Genomic DNA, 19,724 nt, shown 5'->3' on the forward strand with positions numbered 1-19,724 from the left:
CCTTTAACCTTTCTCAAACAACCATATTTACAATGCGGCCTTTTACGACGATCACTTTTTTAGGTTTTTGCCCGGCCAGGTATTTTTGTACGCTTTCATCGGCCAGAACCATTTCTTCCACTTCTTTCTGGTCTAAACTAAGCGGAATATTCAAGTTAGTTTTTGTTTTTCCGTTGATAGAAATAGGGTACGAAAAAGCATCTTCTACCAAATATTCAGGATTAAATTTCGGATAAGTTGCATAAGATAAAGTTCCGGCCTGGTTGCCCAACAGCTTCCATAATTCTTCGCAAATGTGCGGTGCATAAGGCGATAAAATAATTACCATATCCTGCAGAATGCTTCTTTTAGCACACTTGAGTTCGGTTAGTTCATTCACTGCGATCATAAAGCTGGAAACGGAAGTATTGAAGGAGAAACGCTCTACATCGTCTTCCACTTTTTTAATGATTTTATGTAAGGCTTTCAGTTCGGCTTTTGTTGGTGCTTCGTTTATCACCCTAAAATTGAAAGCATCATCATGAAACAATTTCCAAAACTTCCGCAGAAATTTAAAAACGCCTTCAATGCCGTTGGTGTTCCAGGGTTTGGATTGTTCCAGCGGACCTAAAAACATTTCGTACATCCGCAATGTATCCGCGCCATAACGTTCAATCATTTCATCAGGATTGACTACGTTAAACTTGGATTTGGACATTTTTTCTACTTCTGGTTTAGTATAGAAAAATTTATCTTCACCATCATTATTATCAAATGGATGAAACAGGCCTTTGTGCCAACATCCAGCTTCGCAAAGAAAAATGGCACTTTTGTATTCTGAGCCAGAATTATCCTCGATAAATTTTTGAATATTTAATTGATTGGTTTTCGTATCTACACAATTTATATTTACATTGATTTCATAACTATAATACAAATTATTAAAACCATCTTCCTCTCGTTCACTTTCCTTTTTATCTAAGTATATCCTTACATTATTACTGATAACTAATTTTGCGCCTTCTTTAGCCTCAATTTTCACACCACGGATATCAAAATAATGCCATTTGTTTATAGTAACATGAGTTTTTTCCGAAACTCCTTGAATCATTCCCTGATTAATCAATTTTTTAAAAGGCTCTTCGGCTTCCACTAAACCCAAATCTTTCAAAAACTTGTTCCAGAAACGGCTGTATAATAAATGTCCCGTTGCATGTTCACTTCCACCGATGTACAAATCCACATCTTTCCAGTATTCTATCGCTTCTTTTGAGGCAAACTCTTGGTCATTCTGCGAATCCATATAACGATACCAGTACCAGCTGCTTCCCGCCCAACCTGGCATGGTGCTTAATTCGTAAGGGTAAGAATTAACATTACCTTCTTTAAAACTCCCCTCTTGAATAGTTCCATCTTCATTAAACCGTGCAAGACGTATTTCAAAATCTGTTCTTTCAACATATTTCCAATTCTCAGCCCTGGCTAATGGAGGTTCACCACTTTCAGTTGGCAAATATTTATTAACTGCAGGTAAAATTAGCGGTAGTCTATTTTTGCTAACTAATTGCGGCAAACCATCTTTAAAATAAACCGGAACAGGTTCGCCCCAGTAACGCTGCCGGCCAAAAATAGCATCGCGCATCCGAAAGTTAACTTTAGCTTTTCCAGCACCGAGTTCTTCCAGTTTGGCAATCACGGCGGCAGTTGCTTCCTTGTAAGTCATGCCGTTAATGAAATCGGAATTGATGTAACGGCCTTCTTTGGTTGCATCTGCTTCTTTTAGCACCTCTTTTTGGGTATCTAAAATGGCAACAATCGGCAAATTAAAATGCGTTGCAAAACGATGATCGCGCGCATCGCCGGAAGGAACGCCCATCACCGCGCCGGTTCCGTATCCGGCCAAAACATAATCGGCAATCCAAACCGGAATTTTCTCATCGTTCAGCGGGTTAATTACATAACTGCGTGTAAAAGCGCCCGAAACAGTTTTGGTATTGGCCATGCGGTCCAGCTCCGATTTCTTTTTCGCCTGATCAATGTAAGCATCAATATCGGCCTGCTGGTCTGGCGTGGTTAAATCTTTCACCAGTTCATGTTCTGGTGCCAAAACCACGAAAGTTACGCCAAAAATCGTATCAACGCGTGTGGTAAAAACAGCAATTTTTGCCGGTTCCAGCGGACTATCCTGCGATAATTTAAAGTTGCCCACAACCGGTTCCACTTCAAATTCGACCATTGCCCCAACACTTTTGCCAATCCAATTGCGCTGCATTTCTTTCAGCGGTTCCGGCCAGTCAATCGTATCCAAACCTTTCAGCAAACGTTCGGCGTAAGCGGTGATGCGCATGCTCCACTGCATCATTTTTTTCTGTTCCACAGGATAACCGCCGCGTTCAGAAAAACCGTCTTTCACTTCATCATTGGCCAAAACGGTCCCTAATGCTGCGCACCAGTTTACGGTGCTTTCGCGGAGATAAGTCAAACGGTATTTCAGTAGTTCTTCCTGTTTTTCGATTTCGGAAAAGACAGCCCATTCTTCTGCAGAAAAACTGCGCACATCTTCATCCGATACTGCTTTTACCGATGTATTTCCTTCAGCCTCAAACTTTTGAATTAAGGTAGAAATGGATTCTGCTTTATCCGTTTCCAGGTTGTACCAGGAATTGAACAGTTGCATAAAAATCCACTGCGTCCATTTATAATAATCCGGCGAGCTGGTTCGTACTTCGCGGCTCCAATCAAAAGAAAAACCAATTTGGTCTAACTGACGACGATATGTGGCAATATTTTGTTCGGTGGTGATGGCCGGATGTTGTCCGGTTTGTATCGCATATTGTTCTGCCGGCAAACCGAAAGAATCATAACCCATCGGATGCAGCACGTTAAAACCTTTTAAGCGTTTGTATCGCGCAAAAATATCTGAAGCGATATAACCCAGCGGATGGCCAACATGCAAACCCGCGCCCGAAGGATACGGAAACATGTCCATCACATAATATTTAGGTTTTGGAGAGTTATTATGAGCTTCAAAAGTATTTTTTTCGGCCCAAAACTTTTGCCATTCGCTTTCTATTTTTTTAAACTGATAATCCATTTTCGCTTGTCCAGGAGAATTGAACCGCGAAAATAAAAAAATTGGGTGGTTAAAAATTGATTATTCGGAAGTATCAATTTTAGGGTGGTAAAAGAAGTACGGAAGAAGTTTGGAAAGACTGAAAGCCAAGGTTTATTGGTTAATTACTTTTTGTAGTTTTGTTAGTGTTTACAGTTAAAAGTATTACCGATAAAACAATCAGACTAACCGATGAACGTTGGTTGCATATTGTAGAAGGTCATCCTGAAATGGCCGGACATTTAAACGACGTTTTATTGGCAGTAGCAGCACCGGAAATGATTTTGCAAGGAGGAACGGATGAACTGCTTGCAACTGTTTCTACATATAAAAACAAATGGCTGGTCGTAGTTTATAAGGAATATGAAACGGATGGCTTTATTTTAACAGCTTATTTTACCTTAAAAACCAACAAACTTTTAAAAAGAAAGATTTTATGGCAGAAGTAATTATTAACGACATTATGCAGGCACTTAAAGCGGTAAGCCACAGCAATGCAGATAATTTGCATATCCGTTTTGATAAAGAAGCCGATGTAATGTATGTCAGTTTCGGCCCTCCGGTTCCTGCAGATGACAGTGAGTTAGGCGAAGACAATATTTTATACCGCTATAAAAACGGAGAAATTATTGGGCTTACTGTAACCCATTTTAGTAAATGGTAAAAGCAAAAGCCTAAGAAGCTGTTTAAATTCATACACCAAAAATGCCCATGCTTCTTTTACCCTATAAAAATTGGTGTATGCATCAACCCAAACCAATCAAAAAATAGGTACTTCCTATTTTTTAGGTGATAAAAGAAGCATAAAAAATAAATTCCTAAACAGCTTCTAAGCGTATGTTTAAATTAATATCAGGCACATTGATTTGCCAGGATTGATCATAATGCTTCTTTTACCCTATAAAAATTAGTGTTTACACCAATTTCAATAAACTAAAGCCCATTTTTTAACTTAGCTTCGGCAATGGAAGAAAAAAATTTCAGAGAAACAGCTTATCTATTGCCATTGGCAAATACAGGGGCAGTTTATCCGGAGCACTTTGGCGCATTGGGCGATGGCATCACTGATGATAGTTTAGCTTTGCAAGCTGCAATAGATTCAATTGCCAATGCTGGTTCTGGTTATGTTTCTTTAAAGGGCGGAAAAGTTTATAACCTGTCTAAACCTATCCATATCATTAATAAATCAATCCTTTTTGACGGTGCAAATGCTACGCTAAATTTGACCGCTGATGCTGCTTCTATATTAAATATCAATAGTTCAAAATGTGAAATCAGAAACCTGAGCTTTGTTAAACAAAAAAATGTCAAGGCTACTACGGCAATATTTGTTACCGGACTGGAAAATGTATTCAACAATATTTCTTCAAGAGACCAAAAGTTTGAAAACTTCTTTCTGGCACAAAATCTAAAAGAATCGCACTTTAGAAACATCAGGGTTGACTTGGATATTGCTAACCATACCGGCAATATTTTTAAATTAGAACATTGTGTAAACAACACATTTTCTGATTCAATGATTGGTTATTGCAACAAAGCTTTTTACGGTTCAAGTTCTGCCCATCCTACTTTTGGTTATAAAAACGAAGGGGTGCTCATTGCCAATGTTATTGTTGTTTATGCTGCAGCCGCCTGCAATTTTGATTTTGTAACCTTTCTATCCATCACAAATTCAATCTTTGATTTCTGTTTAACGTATGGCGTATACTGCAGCAACGGGCAGGATTTAAAAATAGCAAATACATGGATTGCATCTGATACGGCAAATAATTTTTTGGCGGTTGGCACAACTCCAAATTTTGATGATGCTGCCGTAATGAATTGTACGTTAACAAAAACAATAAACAGCACAACAGCAAATGCGTTTGGGCTATCGGGCACAAATTCAAAAGTTATCGGAAATGTTGTTAAAAATGGAATGGATGGCGGTGCGGTTACACGTGGCGCCGTAATTGGAAATTCTTATGTTGGCAATGGTTCGCCAATTGCATTTGGCGGTTTACAAACTTTTATAGAAGGCAATTTAACAGTAAACACCATAACGGTTACGAATGAAACCCTGCTTAAAGCTAAAGGCTTGGCCGAAAATGCCACTGCTGGTTTGCATGGTACAGTGCCATTAAAAGTAGCCGGTTTTATTATTGTTAATATCGCCGGCAATGACCAAAAGATCCCTTATTTTAACCTTTAAAAATAATTTGCTTCCTTAACTAATTTTTGAAAACGCAACACAGGACAAAATTTATAATTCATTAAAAATTGTTCAACACCAAATTTATACCGGTAAAAGAAGCATCGCCCTAATCCTCCTTCGGCGCATCCGTAACCGATTGCACCGGCTGTTCCTCGTTTTGGTAATACTCGGCCGGGTTTTCGGTTTTGGCTTTGGCATCATCGTCGTGGTAAGTTTCATCTTCTTTGCGCAGCTTGCTTTGGTGGCCTTCATCTACTTTTTCAAAAGTTTTATCGTCCGAAGGGGAAGGCTTGTTGTGGTCGTTTGCTTTTTCCATGATGCTGTTTTTATCTACCTAAAACTGTTATGGCGGCAAATAGTTCTGCAAAAAATTTGGCCTAAAGCAAGCTGTTAATATTTGTTAAACTTTTAGGCATCAATTTCAGTATGCTAAAATTAAAGTCAATATTGTTTTACCTTTGAACAGGCTTTTTCTATTTTCGCAAAAAGGTTTGGGCTATGTTAGAAGAATTTGAAGCAAGCGCTTCGGCAAAAAAAACAAAAACAATCTATATTTCTACCGTCATCAGCATTGCTATAGTTTTGTTGATGGTGGGTTTGTTGGGTTTGATTTTGGTACATGCACACAATTTATCGCGTTATGTAAAAGAAAACATCGTGCTGAACATAATTGTGGACGATGCCGCCCGCGAAACCGACATTTTACAGTTGCAAAAACAGTTAGACGTAAACCCGCAGGTAAAACAAACGCAATACATTACCAAAGAACTGGCCGCACGCAACCTGCAAAAAGACATGGGCGAAGATTTTATCAAGTTTTTGGGCTACAACCCGCTGCTTTCGTCCATTGATGTTTACCTCAAGGCCGATTATGCCAACAACGCCAACATCACCAAATTTAAAGCTGAACTCACTAAAAACCCATTGGTAAAAGAAGTAATCTACCAGCAATCGTTGGTTGATTTGATGAACCAAAAAATTTATTCCATCAGTTTGGTGATCCTGGCTTTTGCCGGCATTTTCCTGATCGTTTCCATCGCTTTGATCAACAATACCATCAGCCTGGCCATTTATTCGCAACGCTTTCTCATCAAATCCATGCAATTGGTAGGCGCAACCAAAGGCTTTATCCGCTGGCCTTTTGTCGGTTTTGCTTTGTTGCACGGCTTGTTGGGCGGCTTTATTGCAATTATCCTGCTGGTTGGCCTATTGTATTTAGGTTACAGCGAAATCCCGGATTTGGTTTTATTGAAAAACTACTACGAGTTCGGCATTATCTTCCTGGCAATCATTGGCCTCGGCATGTTCATTTCCGGCTTCAGCACTTTCCTGGCCGTCAACAAATTCCTCCGTTTAAAACTTTACGATTTATATAGATAAAAATGGCACTTAAACACACCGAAAAAGAGGTAAAACCAATACCTTTTGTATTTAACCAAAGCAATTACCGCTGGATGCTCATCAGCATGGCCATCGTTGTTGTTGGTTTTCTATTGATGACCGGCGATACCGACATTTACGATTTCCGCAAAATTGTATTGGCGCCGGTACTTGTATTAGCTGGTTTTGGTTTAGGTTTTTATGCGATTTTAAAAAAACCTGAAACAAAAGCATGAATTTGATCCACGTTATTATTCTGGCCATTATTGAAGGCATAACCGAATTTTTGCCCATCTCTTCTACCGGCCACATGGTTATTGCCAGCGCTTTTATGGGCATCGGGAAAAACGATTTTGTAAAGTTGTTTGAGGTTTGCATCCAATTGGGCGCCATACTTTCGGTGGTGGTGCTTTATTACAAACGCTTTTTTCGCTCCATTGATTTTTATTTAAAGTTGGTTGTTGGCGTTATCCCGGCTGTTATCGTTGGTGTTTTATTTAAAAAGAAGATTGATGTGCTGCTCGAAAGTCCGCTTGTGGTAGCTGCCATGCTGCTGATTGGCGGTATTGTTTTGCTTTTTGTGGACGACTGGTTTAACAAACCTGTTGTGGATAAAGAAAAGGAAATTGATTATCGAACTGCTTTTAAAGTGGGTTTGTTTCAATGTCTGGCTGTCATTCCGGGCGTTTCCCGTTCGGCTGCAACCATTGTCGGCGGGATGAGCCAAAAACTTTCGCGCAAAGCAGCAGCCGAATTTTCTTTTTTCCTGGCCGTTCCAACTATGTTTGGCGCAACGGTAAAAGAATTGTGGGATTACCATAAACACCATGCGCAAATGTTCGACGGCGATCAGATCAAGTTCCTGCCGATTGGCAATGTTATTGCTTGTGTGGGTGCCTTGCTCGCCATTAAAACTTTTATCACCTACTTAGAAAAACACGGTTTTAAACTTTTTGGCTGGTACCGTATTATTGTTGGAATTGTATTGATCGCTTTATATTTTGCAGGGCATTTATCTGCATGAGACTAAAAAATAGGTGGTAAAAGAAGTATCTTTAGAACATGAACGAAATATTTTTTTTGATTAAGGAAGCAGTAGAAGGCGGTTATACCGCACATGCTTTAAGTGAAGCCATTTTTACAGAAGCAGAAACATTGGATGAACTCAGATCAGAAATTGAGGAAGCCGTATTTTGTCATTTTGATAGAAACCCTTTACCAAAAATCATACTAAGTACTTAATTTTCCAAATTTTGCCCGATAAAAACAGCATCCACAAAGAGTTCAACTTCTCTGAAGGAGAACTCCTTTTAATCAACAAACCGTACAATTGGACAAGTTTTGATGTCGTCGGCAAAATCCGCAATGCTTTCAAACCATTGAAGCTGAAAGTTGGCCATGCCGGAACTTTAGATCCGCTGGCAACCGGCCTGTTAATTATTTGCACCGGAAAACTAACCAAACAAATTGACACTTTCCAGGCTGAAGAAAAAGAATACACCGGAACGATGGTTCTCGGTGCCACTACGCCTTCTTACGATCTGGAAACTGCGGTTGATCAAAGTTTTCCTTTAGATGGAATTACGGAAGATCAAATCCGGGCAAACTGTGAAACTTTTTTGGGCGAAATCAACCAATTTCCGCCAGCACATTCGGCCATCAAAATTAACGGCGAACGTTTGTATGAAAAAGCGCGCCGCGGCGAAGAAGTAGAACGCCGGACACGAAAAGTAACCGTCAACGAATTTGAAATCACCAGAACCGAACTGCCCGAAATTGATTTCCGCGTAGTTTGCAGCAAAGGCACGTACATCCGTTCTTTGGTACATGATTTTGGTGCGGCTTTAAACAACGGCGCTTATCTTTCCAAACTTACCCGCACCCGCAGCGGCAACTTTAACTTAACCGATGCGTACGAGGTGATGGAACTGGTGAACCATATCCGTTCACTCAAAACTGAAATTGCCACTGTTGGTTAATACTTCTTTTATCACCCAAAAACCAGTGCTAAAAACAGCATGCAAGTTTACCACAACATCCAGGAATTTAAGCCGCTGCAAAACGCTGTTGTTACCATCGGCACTTTTGATGGCGTACATCTTGGCCATCGTAAAATTATTGCCCGATTGCAGGAAGTGGCCAGGCAGATAGGCGGCGAAACCGTTATTTTAACATTTTTTCCGCACCCGCGGATGATTTTGCATCCGGAAGACCAGAACCTGAAACTGATTACTACCATCGAGGAAAAAGCGGAACTGTTGGCGGGTTTGGGCATTGACCATCTCATTATCACGCCTTTTTCCCGCGATTTCTCCAATCTTTCTGCCGAAGAATATATCCGGGAAATATTGGTAAACCGCATCGGCACCAAAAAAATTGTGATTGGCTACGACCACCGTTTTGGCAAAGACCGCAGCGGCGGATTGGCCGAACTGCTGCAGTTTGCACCGATTTATAATTACCAGGTCGAAGAAATTACAGAACAGGACGTAAACGAAGTTGCGGTAAGTTCCAGCCGGATCCGTAAAGCCGTATTAAATGGCGAAGTTGGTTTGGCCAACCAATATCTGGGCTATGCTTTTTTTATCACCGGAAAAGTAATCCGCGGCGATCAAATCGGCCGCACTTTGGGTTATCCAACCGCCAATTTGTTCATCGAAGAAAGCTATAAATTAATTCCTGCCGATGGGATTTATGCGGTAGAAATAAGAGCGGTGAGCGAAGAGCGAGGAGCGGAAAATCAAAAAGGAGACAGGACGCTTCCTAATCCTAATTCCCCGCTCCCCGCTCCTCACACCTCACACCTAAAAGGCATGGCTTACATCGGTCATCGCCCAACCATCAACGGCATGACGCGGAATATTGAAGTGAACATTTTTGATTTTAACCAGGATATTTACAACCAAACGTTGCAGATGAGTTTCCACAGCTTCATCCGCCACGACATTAAATTTGCTGGCCTGGAAGAACTGACCGAACAATTAGGCCGCGATAAAGAAAGCGTGCTGGCCTACTTTTCTTCCTGAAAAACCTTTACCTTTCCGTTCAAATTTCGGCTTTGGAAAAATTAGACCTCGATAAAAACGAAAGCGAATTTCTGGACGAAACCATCGGTTTTTGGCAAAAACAAGGTTTGCTCGACGAACCAACCGCCAAAAACCTGCAAAACAGTTATGCGGTAAAAGGGTTCGATTGGAAACGCCTGGCGCAATACTCTTTTTGGGTGGCTTTATTTTGCGGTTTGATTGCCATTGCTTCCCTCATTATTGATGACAAAGTATTGAACTGGCTGAAGCAATTGTACAACACGCCAGATATTTTGATCAGTGCATTCTCTGGGATATTGGCTGCCTTTCTTTTTCTGCGCGGACGAAGGCTCAAAAAAATCGCGCCGCAAAAAGTGTTCAGCAATGAAGCCGTTATTTTCCTTGGAATTTTGTTTACCGCCAACTGCATTGCTTACCTCGGCAAAACTTTCGACAACGGTTCCGGCCATTATTCAATACTGTTTTTACTATCGGTTTTTGTGTATGGTTTTATTGCCTACAAACTCAATTCGCATTTGATCTGGCTTTTCGCGCTCATTTCTTTGGGAAGCTGGTTTGGCACCGAAACCGGTTACCAAACTGATTGGCGACACTACTTTTTGGGCATGAACTATCCGTTGCGTTTTGTGGTTTTTGGGGCGATCTTGGTTGCATTTTGTTTTGTGCTGCGGAAGAAAAAATGGTTAGAATATTTCCGAGAGTTCACTTACATTGTGGGCATGGCTTACCTTTTTTGCTCGTTGTGGTTGCTTTCCATTTTCGGCAATTTTGGCACGATAAACGATTGGCTTCGCGTAAAGCAAATCACACTGTTTTATTGGGCCTTAATTTCGATTGCGGCTTCCGTCGCTTTTATGTTTTATGGTTTGAAAAAGAAAGACGAAGTGGCCCGCGAGTTTGGCATCACTTTTTTGCTCATCAATATTTACACCCGCTACACCGAATACTTGTGGGATAATATCAACAAAACCTTGTTCTTTGCCATTTTGGGATTATCGTTTTGGCTGATCGGAAGAAAAGCGGAAAAGATTTGGAACCTGGATAGTTTGAAAGGGAAAGAAGCGTGAGGAAGTTTTCAAAATCCAATCAATAACTGCCGAGATACAAAGCTTTGTAGGAATTATTTTGATAAAAAACATCATATCGCCAGCCATGCTTGAGGGTACAGCCAGCCGGGCAATCACCAGATTTAACGGCAAAATCAATATGTGCAACTGAACTGTTTGTGGTATTTATGGTGTAAGTTATATCGTTACCGTCTCCAAGAGTATTATTGTTTTGTGCATCAATAACAAATGAAAACTTTTTAAAGGCTTCCAACAAAGGAACCAGGTTATAAGAACGAGGAGTTTTTATCGCAACAAAACCATAATTGGGCAGGTTAACTGTGTTTCCATAAAAAGTAAAACTATACTGCGACATCAGGTTATCAAAAGCAGTATTTCCGCTTGTCTGATAATTCATTAATCTTTTCCCTTCTAAAGTTGATTGGTTTACTTGCAAGATAACAGATTGTAAACTTACATAAGGAAAAACATGAACTTTAGAAATGAAGAAAATACTGTCTGTTTGCCTTGTTTTTAAATTGTAAACGGCTTGCAGGCTGTGTAAAATTTTATCCAATTCGGTTTGGTTAAATTCGGGTTTGTTTTTATCGGCAACAACGCTGCCGTTTTGCAACATCCTGAAAAGTAATTGGCGGGCATCTTCAGTATAATTATCGGCAATAAACGGATCTATATTTTGATTGGCCGTAGTGTTATCTTTTTTACAAGAGACAAGCAACAACAATAGCACCGCAATCAGTAACAACTTTTTCATGATCAAATGTTTAATAATGATTACGAACAAAAGGTAATCAATGCTACATTTAAGCAGGATAATTTCTTTTGTTAAATATTGAAAGCTGTTTTAATTTTTATACAAGAAAAAATGCCATGCTTCTTTTACCCCATAAAAATTGGTAAACATTTGGTTTTTGATTTTATTTAAATTGATGCGAACACCAATTTTTATGGGATAAAAGAAGCATTGCTATTTTATTTGGTAAATTTTAAACAGGCTTTAAAATACTTTACAATCTCAATTCACCTTAAACTGATAAACTTCCGATTCGGAAGAATTGCCTTGCGCATCTTTGGTAACTACTTTCCAATAGTAAATGGTATTTGATGTTACCGCAACCGAGAGGCTTTGATTGTAGGGTTTGGTAGTTCCGGCCAAAGCAAGCGTACTGTTTTTACCGATGTAAATTTCATAACCGGCAATATCGCCATCCACATCACTTCCATTCCAGGTCAGGGCAATTGTGTTTCCTGTTAAATCAACCGCCTGGCCCATAGCCGGGAATGTAAGTGTTGCCGGAAATGGTGCATAAGAAAGCTGCCCAACGCCGGAATTGTAGAATTTCCAGGTATCGCTAACGGCAGTAACCGTAGTTTTGGAAGACACCGAAGTTACCGTCCACGAAAAAGGCGTTGCCCGCGGAAGCGTTAGTTTAACGTCGGATGTTTTACTGGTTGCTTCTGTTATGGCGCCAGTTTTTAGATTTTTAAGCGATAACAGATAACCATCAGCATTGGCAGCATCGGCCCAATCAAAATGAATGGTGTTTTCTGTTGGCGTTGGGTTTTCACCTGCCGCACAAACTTCATTTTTAAAAGGAAACGTTAGTATGGGTTTGGCTGGTGGCAGTGCGGGTTCTTTGCCTTTGATGCAACCCAAAACCAGCGTTGCCAACAAACCCAATAGGGTGAAATTAAACTTTTTTAACCGATGCTTGCTCATTTTTTGATGATCTTAATACGTGTTTCAGTATGGTCTAACACAAGTTTTAGTACGTAATTTCCCGGTAAAAGTCCGGGTACATCAAAAGCACAATTTCCCTGGTTTACACCTGTTTTGCCACGGTAAACCATTTTGCCCTGCATGTTATAAACTTCGGCTGTTGCCGCTACAGATTTGTTGTTACCGATATTTAAAGATAAAGTTTGTTCAACCGGGTTCGGATAAACTACAATTCCGGCTGGCAGTTCAATCGTTTTAGCATAAACCCCTTGGCAAATACTGCTTGTGCTTACCTGTAAACTATTTTTTCCGGCCGCAAGCGGAAGGGAAACAGAACTTTGCGTAGTGGTGTAAGTTGCACCGTTCAGGCTGATGTTGTAAGAACTGGCGCCTGCCAAACTCAAACTTAATGTACTTGATGTTGGGTTGATGACAGCGGAAACCGCAAGGTCTTGAGGTTGAGTTACGGTAACATTAAAACACTGGCTATAATCAGGATAACCCGCAACCGTGATGCAAACCGGGTAAATACCGGCAGGCAGGTTTTTAACGGACAGTTGATTGGTAAAAGGATAAGCAGTGCTTGTACCTGCCACCACAATGGTTGCTGTATAGTTTTGGCTGCTGGCGGCCGTAATATTGATTTCCCCGTTTTTGCTGTTTTTGCAGCTTTCGCCGGTTGCACTAACTGTAAAATTCTTTGCCGGAAGCGAAAAAACAATTGCTAAAGTCTGGCTAACGGATTCGGCAGCAAGGTAATTGGTATTTCCGCTTTGTGTGGCCGTTATAGTTGCGGTTCCGGGCGCAACCAAGTGTAATTGTCCGTTTACGATTGTTACAACTGCCGGGTTGCTGCTGGCAAAACTAACCGGCAAACCTGAAGATGCTGTTGCAGCAGGCGTAAAATCGGGATTGCCAAAAGCCTTGGCGGCCAAAGTGCCAAACGTAATGGTTTGGGCAGCTTGTGTTACCGTTAAAGTTCCGGGAATATAGGTAATGGCGTAGTTATCACTTGCAGCACCGCTTATGGCAATTGGGTAAGTACCGGCAGCAGATGTGGAGGTTGCGGTCGTACTTGCCTTTGGTAAAGCGTTTAAATTTGTTTGGGTTTCAGCATTCACAAAACCGCTGTATGTAATGGTCAAGGCCGGGTTAGCCGATCCGAAAGCGCGTGTCTGGTCATCTGCTTTAATGGTCAATGCTGCTTTTAGCACGGTTAAATTTTGTGTCGCATTGGTTGCTGCAAAGTTTGCATTACCAGCTTGCGAAGCGGTGATGGTGGTTGTACCGGCCATCAGTACATGCACCTTACCATCAGTAGTTACCGTTGCAACAGCCGTATTGCTGCTGGCATAAGTAAATAACAGGCCGGAAGACGAGGTTGCATTCAAATTAAAATCGGCATCGCCATAATAAGTATTAGTTGGAAGCGAAGCAAAAGTGATCGTCTGGCTTGCTTGTTTTACCATTAAAGTTTGGGCAACCGGAGTAGCTGCGTTGTAATTGTTGTCTCCGACTTGTTGTGCGGTTATGGTTACCGTTCCTGCGGAAAGAAGATGAACATTTCCGTTAGCATCAACACTTGCAACCGAAGGATCACTGCTGGAATAAGCAACGGCAAGGCCGGAAGAAGCTGTAGCACCGAGCGTAAAATCGGTATCGCCATAAGTTTTATCCGGAATCGAAGCAAAAGTGATAACTTGAGAAGCTTTCTTTATGGTTAAAGTTCCGGGTAAGTAAGTAAAGGTATAATTGTTGCCTGCCGCGCCAGTAGCGGTTATCGGATAATCGCCGGCAGGCGAAGTTGCAGTAGCTGTGGTAGCGGCAGTTGGCAAGGCGGTTAAAGCAGTTTCCTTGGTATCACCATTTACAAAACCACTGTAAGTAAGGGTTAACTCAGGATTAGCTTCATTATACGTTTTGCTTTTGTTTTCGGCGGTAATCGTCAATACTGTTTTTACCACTATAAAATTCTGACTAACTGGTGTAGCTGCATTGTGGGTTGAATCTGCTGCTTGGTTTGCCGTAATGGTTGCTGTTCCGGCACCTACAATGTGTATTTTACCATCCACAATGGTTGCAACGGCAGGGCTACTGCTGGTATAAGTAAGCGCAGCAATAGCGTTGTTGGTGGAAGTTGCACTGGGCGCGAAATCTGCATCACCATAAGTTTTTGTGGGAAACGCAGCAAAGGTGATGGTTTGGGCAGCCTGGGCACGGTTTACGGTTAAAGTATAAGTTTGGGTGGTGGTGCTATCTTGGGCGGTAACAACAGTTTTAATGGTATTGCTGCCGATATTTAGAGGGATCGCAGCAGAGGCACTTCCTGCTATTACGGCTACACCATTGACTTTTACGCTTGCGGTTGCATCTGCCAATGTTGGGGTTAAGGTGATGCTGGTAGTAGAATTAGAAACCGAAGCCGTATAAGCAATTGTGCCGGCAGCAAACGCAGGAGTTAAGCTGCCCGAACTTAAAGCAAGGTTGGAAAGCTGGGCATTGGTTGATACCGGAAGATCATAATATTTAACATAAACCCCATCGGAGGAATAAGCCAGGTACAGTTTATTGTTATTAACCAAAAGACTGGTAGAATTGACTGCACCAGCACTAACAAAAGGTTGGCCAACTGTAATCCAGTTACTACCATCAAACCTGCTAACGGTAGCCCTACTACCGTATGCTGCATAAGGCGTATCTCCTACCAAAGCAAATGAAACAGGCGCCGTTGAAACAAACCCAGAGGTACTGACGGTTACCCATTTAATGCCGTCAAATTTCTGAATGGTTTCTACCCCATCAAGATAGTTAGTATAAGATACGTAAGGCGTGTTACCATTGAAAACAATAGAGGGATACACGATTCGATCTGATGAAAACCTTGCACCTCCTACCGTTACCCAATTTGTACCATCAAATTTTTTGACTGTTGCCCTGGCCTGACTGGCAAAATTGGCACTGGGAGGCCCATCCGAGTAAATTACATAAGGTGTGTCGCCATTAAAAGCAAGCGAAGGATAATTACTGTTAAATGCAATACTGGAGCCGACGGTAATCCAATCTGTGCCATTAAACTTTTGCACAACAATTGTCCCTCCGTTTACAATACCTGTTTGATAAACAACATAAGGTACACCATTATTAATTTTTATGGAGGGATAAGTAACCGTAGTTTGTTTGAAGCCTGATGCACCTACAATTACCCAATTGCTGCCATCAAATTTCATTACTGCACCCGTACCAAAATTGCCTCCTAAATCCCCGTAAAAAATATAAGGTGTCCCATTGCTTACGGTGAGAGAAACCTGATCTACGTAACGTGTAGTAAAACCTTCCATCCCAACTGCTACCCAATTACTGCCATCAAATTTCTTCACTGTAACTTTACCGCCATTGTTATTATCAGAATAAGCAATATAAGCCGTAATACCACTAAAAGCTAAGGAAGGTGAACCAGTCGGGCCTCCGGAGATACCTGAACCTACCGTAACCCAACTACTACCGTCAAATTTCTTTACGATTGCTTTGCTACTATTGCCATCATCCCTGTAAATTAAATATGGTATATTGCCGCTAAACGCAAGAGATGTGTAAGTTGCAACGCCTGTTGAAAAACTCACTGTGCCTACCGTTACCCAACTATTGCCATCAAACTTCTTAACAGTAGCTTTACCTGCGTCTCCGTCTTGATAAGCGATGTATGGTGTATTTCCACTAAAAGTAAGGGAAGCATAATTGGCTGGCCCCGTGGAAAAGCCTAAAGCGCCTACTGTTGCCCAATTGCTACCATTAAGCTTTTTTAAAGTTGCTTTACGGCCATTGCCACCATCAGCGTAAGCAACATACGCAGTACCACTGTTAAAAGCAAGTGAGAGGTATAGTGCCGCGCCTGTTGTAAACCCGGGTGTTCCTACTGTTGTCCAACTACTACCGTTGAAATTTTTTAAAGTTGCTTTGCCATTATAATCGTTATCGCCATAAACCACATAGGGTATAGTTCCATCAAACGCAAGTGAAAGAGAGGGGTCGAAATTACTTGAAAAAAAGCCCACAGTACCTAACGTAGCCCAATTTGTGCCATCAAATTTCATAACTGTGGCTCTTTTCGTATTGTTTACAAGCTCAGCATAAGATATATATGGCATATTTCCGTTAAAAGTAAGTGTGGGATTAGTAATTTGACCATCTGAAAACCCTGCTGTACCTACTGTTGTCCAGTTACTCCCATCAAACATCATAACGGTAATTTTTTGGCTATTGGAAAAATCCCTATAAGCAACATAGGGTATACTTCCATTTAGGGCAAGCGATAGGTAATTGGCTGTACCTGCCGAAAAACCTGCCGTACCTACAGTTACCCAATTACTACCTTGAAATTTCTTAACCGTTACCTTACCGCCGTTACCTACATCAGAAAAAGCGATATATGGTATACCGCTTGGGTCTGTTACAATATTTGTAAAATTAGCGATCCCAGCAGAAAGTCCGGGAAGGTCATCCGGCCCCAAAGGTTTCCAAGTTAGTACCTGCCCTGGGTTTTGTGGTTGCCCTACCGTTAGGGTTTGTACCACATCAGGTGCTGCTAAATAATCGGTGCTTCCTACCTGCGAAGCCGTAATATTTGCTGTACCGGCCGAAACAAGATGAATTAAACCATTGGCCGTAACAATAGCCACAGCCGGATTGCTGGTGGTGTAAGATATAGGAAGCCCCGAAGAAGCAGTTGCACCGGGCACAAAATCCGCATCGCCATAAGTTTTGGCAGGAAGCGCAGCAAAGGTGATGGTTTGGGCAGCTTGGGCGCGGTTTACGGTTAGCGTATAAGTTTGGGTGGTGATGCCGTCCTGTGCGGTAACAACCGTGGCAATGGTATTATTGCCAACAATAAGCGGAGTGGCAGCCGATGCAATTCCTGATGCTACGGCTACGCCGTTTACGGTTACGCTTGCGGTTGCATCTGCCAATGTTGGTGTTAGGGTGATGCTACTGGTAGTATTAGGGACCGAAGCCGTATAAGAACTTATACCCGCAGCAAACGCAGGGGCTAAAGTGCCCAAACTTAAAGCAAGATTGGAAAGCTGGGCATTACTTGATGCAGGGTTAGCAAAAGATTTAACATAGGCACCGTCTAGATCATAAGCCAAATAAACTTTATTATTATTTACCAATAATGAGGTACTGTTTATCCCACTTATCCCGCCAGCAGAAATGCCAGGCGTTCCTACAGTTATCCAATTATTGCCATCAAATTGTTTAACCGTCATTTTATTGCCAAAAGAAGCATCAGCATAACCAACATAAGGTGTGTTGCCGTTAAAAGCAAACGTTACATAACTGGCCCCGCTTGCTGATAAGCCTGCAGCACCTACATTTACCCAATTACTGCCATCGAATTTTTTGACCGTCAATTTGTTACTTGCGTTTGGGTCATTATAAGCAGCATAAAAAGTAGTACCATCAAAAGCAAGCGGAGGATAAGCGCCTGCCGAAAAGTTAGGTGTCCCTACCAATACCCAACTTGTTCCGTTAAACTTCATCACGGTTAATTTCCCACCATTGCTGTTATCGGCATAAGCCACATAAGGAACTGTACTATTAATCCCGAATGCAAGCGAGTTGACTGCACCTGCCGAAAATTCTGCTGCACCTACTGTTTGCCAACTGCTGCCATCAAATTTTTTGACCGTGACTTTGCCGGAATTACCATAATCTCCATAAGCTACATAAGGGGTAGTGCCGTTAAAAGCAAGCGAAATGTAAGGAGCTGCACCGGATGAAAAGCCGGCTACACCTACAGCAACCCAATTACTGCCGTCAAACTTCATCACGGTAGCTTTACTACTATTTGCGTTATCACTGTATGATAAGTATGGCGTACCTCCATTAAAAACCAATGAATTTTTGAGAGTTTGGCCTGTTGAAAACCCTGCTGCACCTACTGTTGTCCAATTGCCCCCGTCATATTTTTTAACGGTTGCTTTATTGCTGTTGCTGCCATCAGAATAAGCCAGGTAGGGTACATCGTTATTAAATGCAAGGGAAGTAAAAGTAGCAGCCCCGATAGAAATACTTCCCGTCGAACCGGCCACAACCCAGTTGCTGCCATCAAACAACATGGCCGTACCTTTTTTAGTATCGGCATTTTTGAAGGTTACAAAAGGTATGCTTCCAGCCAAAGCAATGGAGGTATTTTCTGCATAACCTGCCGAAAAGCCTTCTACACCTACCGTTACCCAGCTTTGTCCGTTATACTTTTTTACGGTTGCTTTGCCGTTTAAGCCGCCATCTTCGTAAGCTACATAAGGCGTACCGTTTGAGGCAATCGAGATATAAGCGGCAGTATTGGTCGAAACATTTGTATTGCCTACTTGCACCCAGTTACTGCCATCAAATCTTTTGACAGAGAGTTTATAATTATTGTTAGCATCGGTGTAAGCCACAAAAGGTATATTACCATAAAAAACGAAAGCAAAAAAACTAACCTGCCCTGCTAAAGTTGAAGGTGTACCCACAGTTACCCAACTGCTGCCCACAAACTTTTTCACGGTAGCTTTAGGAGCAGCACTGGTTCCGTAATCTAAATAAGCGACGTAAGGAATATTATTACTATCAAACGACATGACCGTACTTGATGCTGATGTTGAAAAACCTGTTGCACCTACCATCACCCAATTGTTGCCATCAAACCGTTGCACTGTTCCTCCGTAAGCAACATAAGGTGTATTACCATTAAAAGAAATCGAAATATTACCTGCACTACCCGTAGAAAAACCTGCCGCACCTACCGTTACCCAGCTATTGCCATCAAATTTCATTACCGTAGCTTTACCACTGTTGGCGGCATCAGAAAATGCTACATAAGGTGTAACTCCGTTGATAGCCAAAGAAATTAAACCGGTAGTACCGCCCGAAAAGCCTGCTGCCCCTACCATTATCCAGTTACTGCCGTCAAACTTTTTGACCGTGAGTTTGCTAGAGTTATTGGCATCCGAAGAAACAACATAAGGAACACCATCCGGAGAGGTAACAATATTATTGTACTTGATAAGGCCCGAAAAAGCTTCGTTGTTATCATCCGGCCCAACCGGCTTCCAGGTTTGTGCCTGGCCGGTAAACCTTCCAAGCAACAAAAACAATAAAACAACAATGAGTTTAGGTAAAGTTTTATCCATAGTATTCAGGCTTAATCCAAAAATTATTTGGGTTTTATAGGTTTTAAAAACAA

Annotated in this window: 15 protein-coding genes; 10 read left to right on the forward strand and 5 right to left on the reverse strand. The window is 41.6% G+C overall.

Translation table 11 applies throughout. From position 1 onward, the window contains the following. Nucleotides 1-13: 13 nt before the first annotated feature. A complete protein-coding gene (locus tag Q0192_RS00495) occupies nucleotides 14-3,073 on the reverse strand; it encodes a class I tRNA ligase family protein (RefSeq protein WP_299284452.1) in 3,060 nt (1,019 codons plus the stop codon). A gap of 158 nt (nucleotides 3,074-3,231) precedes the next feature. Between Q0192_RS00495 and Q0192_RS00500 the strand changes: the two genes are divergently transcribed. The 3 genes from Q0192_RS00500 to Q0192_RS00510 all read left to right on the forward strand — a co-directional run bounded on the left by Q0192_RS00500 (nucleotide 3,232) and on the right by Q0192_RS00510 (nucleotide 5,282). Continuing rightward, entirely contained in the window at nucleotides 3,232-3,540 is a 309-nt protein-coding gene (locus tag Q0192_RS00500) for a hypothetical protein (protein WP_299284455.1), read from the forward strand. Beyond that, complete coding sequence (locus Q0192_RS00505) at nucleotides 3,528-3,755, forward strand: DUF2283 domain-containing protein (RefSeq protein WP_299284457.1); 228 nt, start codon at nucleotides 3,528-3,530, stop codon at nucleotides 3,753-3,755. The genes Q0192_RS00500 and Q0192_RS00505 overlap by 13 nt, the downstream gene beginning before the upstream one ends. A gap of 342 nt (nucleotides 3,756-4,097) precedes the next feature. After that, complete coding sequence (locus Q0192_RS00510) at nucleotides 4,098-5,282, forward strand: glycosyl hydrolase family 28-related protein (protein ID WP_299284460.1); 1,185 nt, start codon at nucleotides 4,098-4,100, stop codon at nucleotides 5,280-5,282. 109 nt (nucleotides 5,283-5,391) lie between these two features. Here Q0192_RS00510 and Q0192_RS00515 read toward each other — a convergent pair whose 3' ends face one another. After that, nucleotides 5,392-5,601, reverse strand: coding sequence for a hypothetical protein (locus Q0192_RS00515; protein ID WP_299284462.1), 210 nt, complete (start codon nucleotides 5,599-5,601; stop codon nucleotides 5,392-5,394). A 182-nt stretch (nucleotides 5,602-5,783) separates the two neighbouring features. Between Q0192_RS00515 and Q0192_RS00520 the strand changes: the two genes are divergently transcribed. From Q0192_RS00520 to Q0192_RS00550, 7 genes are read left to right on the forward strand one after another with little or no spacing between them, the layout of a single operon-like run. Continuing rightward, nucleotides 5,784-6,665: a permease-like cell division protein FtsX gene (locus Q0192_RS00520; RefSeq protein ID WP_299284464.1), complete on the forward strand. Its 882-nt coding sequence runs from the start codon at nucleotides 5,784-5,786 to the stop codon at nucleotides 6,663-6,665. A 2-nt stretch (nucleotides 6,666-6,667) separates the two neighbouring features. Next, entirely contained in the window at nucleotides 6,668-6,901 is a 234-nt protein-coding gene (locus Q0192_RS00525) for a DUF3098 domain-containing protein (protein ID WP_299284466.1), read from the forward strand. Then, nucleotides 6,898-7,689: an undecaprenyl-diphosphate phosphatase gene (locus tag Q0192_RS00530; RefSeq protein ID WP_299284468.1), complete on the forward strand. Its 792-nt coding sequence runs from the start codon at nucleotides 6,898-6,900 to the stop codon at nucleotides 7,687-7,689. Before Q0192_RS00525 ends, Q0192_RS00530 begins: the two co-directional genes overlap by 4 nt. Before the next feature lie 38 nt (nucleotides 7,690-7,727). Further along, a complete protein-coding gene (locus Q0192_RS00535; protein ID WP_299284471.1) occupies nucleotides 7,728-7,907 on the forward strand; it encodes a 2-oxoisovalerate dehydrogenase in 180 nt (59 codons plus the stop codon). Nucleotides 7,908-7,918: 11 nt separating this feature from the next. Further along, nucleotides 7,919-8,644: a tRNA pseudouridine(55) synthase TruB gene (gene truB / locus Q0192_RS00540; RefSeq protein WP_299284474.1), complete on the forward strand. Its 726-nt coding sequence runs from the start codon at nucleotides 7,919-7,921 to the stop codon at nucleotides 8,642-8,644. A gap of 39 nt (nucleotides 8,645-8,683) precedes the next feature. Further along, a complete protein-coding gene (locus Q0192_RS00545) occupies nucleotides 8,684-9,691 on the forward strand; it encodes a bifunctional riboflavin kinase/FAD synthetase (protein ID WP_299284477.1) in 1,008 nt (335 codons plus the stop codon). 32 nt (nucleotides 9,692-9,723) lie between these two features. Next, nucleotides 9,724-10,779 carry a DUF2157 domain-containing protein gene (locus Q0192_RS00550; RefSeq protein ID WP_299284480.1) on the forward strand — a complete coding sequence of 352 codons (1,056 nt, stop codon included), beginning with the start codon at nucleotides 9,724-9,726 and terminating at the stop codon, nucleotides 10,777-10,779. 19 nt (nucleotides 10,780-10,798) lie between these two features. On the opposite strand, the gene Q0192_RS00555 is transcribed toward Q0192_RS00550, so the two are convergent. The 3 genes from Q0192_RS00555 to Q0192_RS00565 all read right to left on the reverse strand — a co-directional run bounded on the left by Q0192_RS00555 (nucleotide 10,799) and on the right by Q0192_RS00565 (nucleotide 19,671). Next, entirely contained in the window at nucleotides 10,799-11,533 is a 735-nt protein-coding gene (locus tag Q0192_RS00555; protein ID WP_299284483.1) for a hypothetical protein, read from the reverse strand. A 261-nt stretch (nucleotides 11,534-11,794) separates the two neighbouring features. Then, nucleotides 11,795-12,499, reverse strand: a complete 705-nt coding sequence (locus Q0192_RS00560) for a hypothetical protein (RefSeq protein WP_299284486.1) — start codon at nucleotides 12,497-12,499, stop codon at nucleotides 11,795-11,797. Continuing rightward, nucleotides 12,496-19,671: an MBG domain-containing protein gene (locus Q0192_RS00565; protein WP_299284488.1), complete on the reverse strand. Its 7,176-nt coding sequence runs from the start codon at nucleotides 19,669-19,671 to the stop codon at nucleotides 12,496-12,498. The genes Q0192_RS00560 and Q0192_RS00565 overlap by 4 nt, the downstream gene beginning before the upstream one ends. Nucleotides 19,672-19,724 lie beyond the last annotated feature (53 nt).

Source organism: uncultured Mucilaginibacter sp., assembly GCF_937859865.1.
GTDB lineage: Bacteria > Bacteroidota > Bacteroidia > Sphingobacteriales > Sphingobacteriaceae > Mucilaginibacter_A.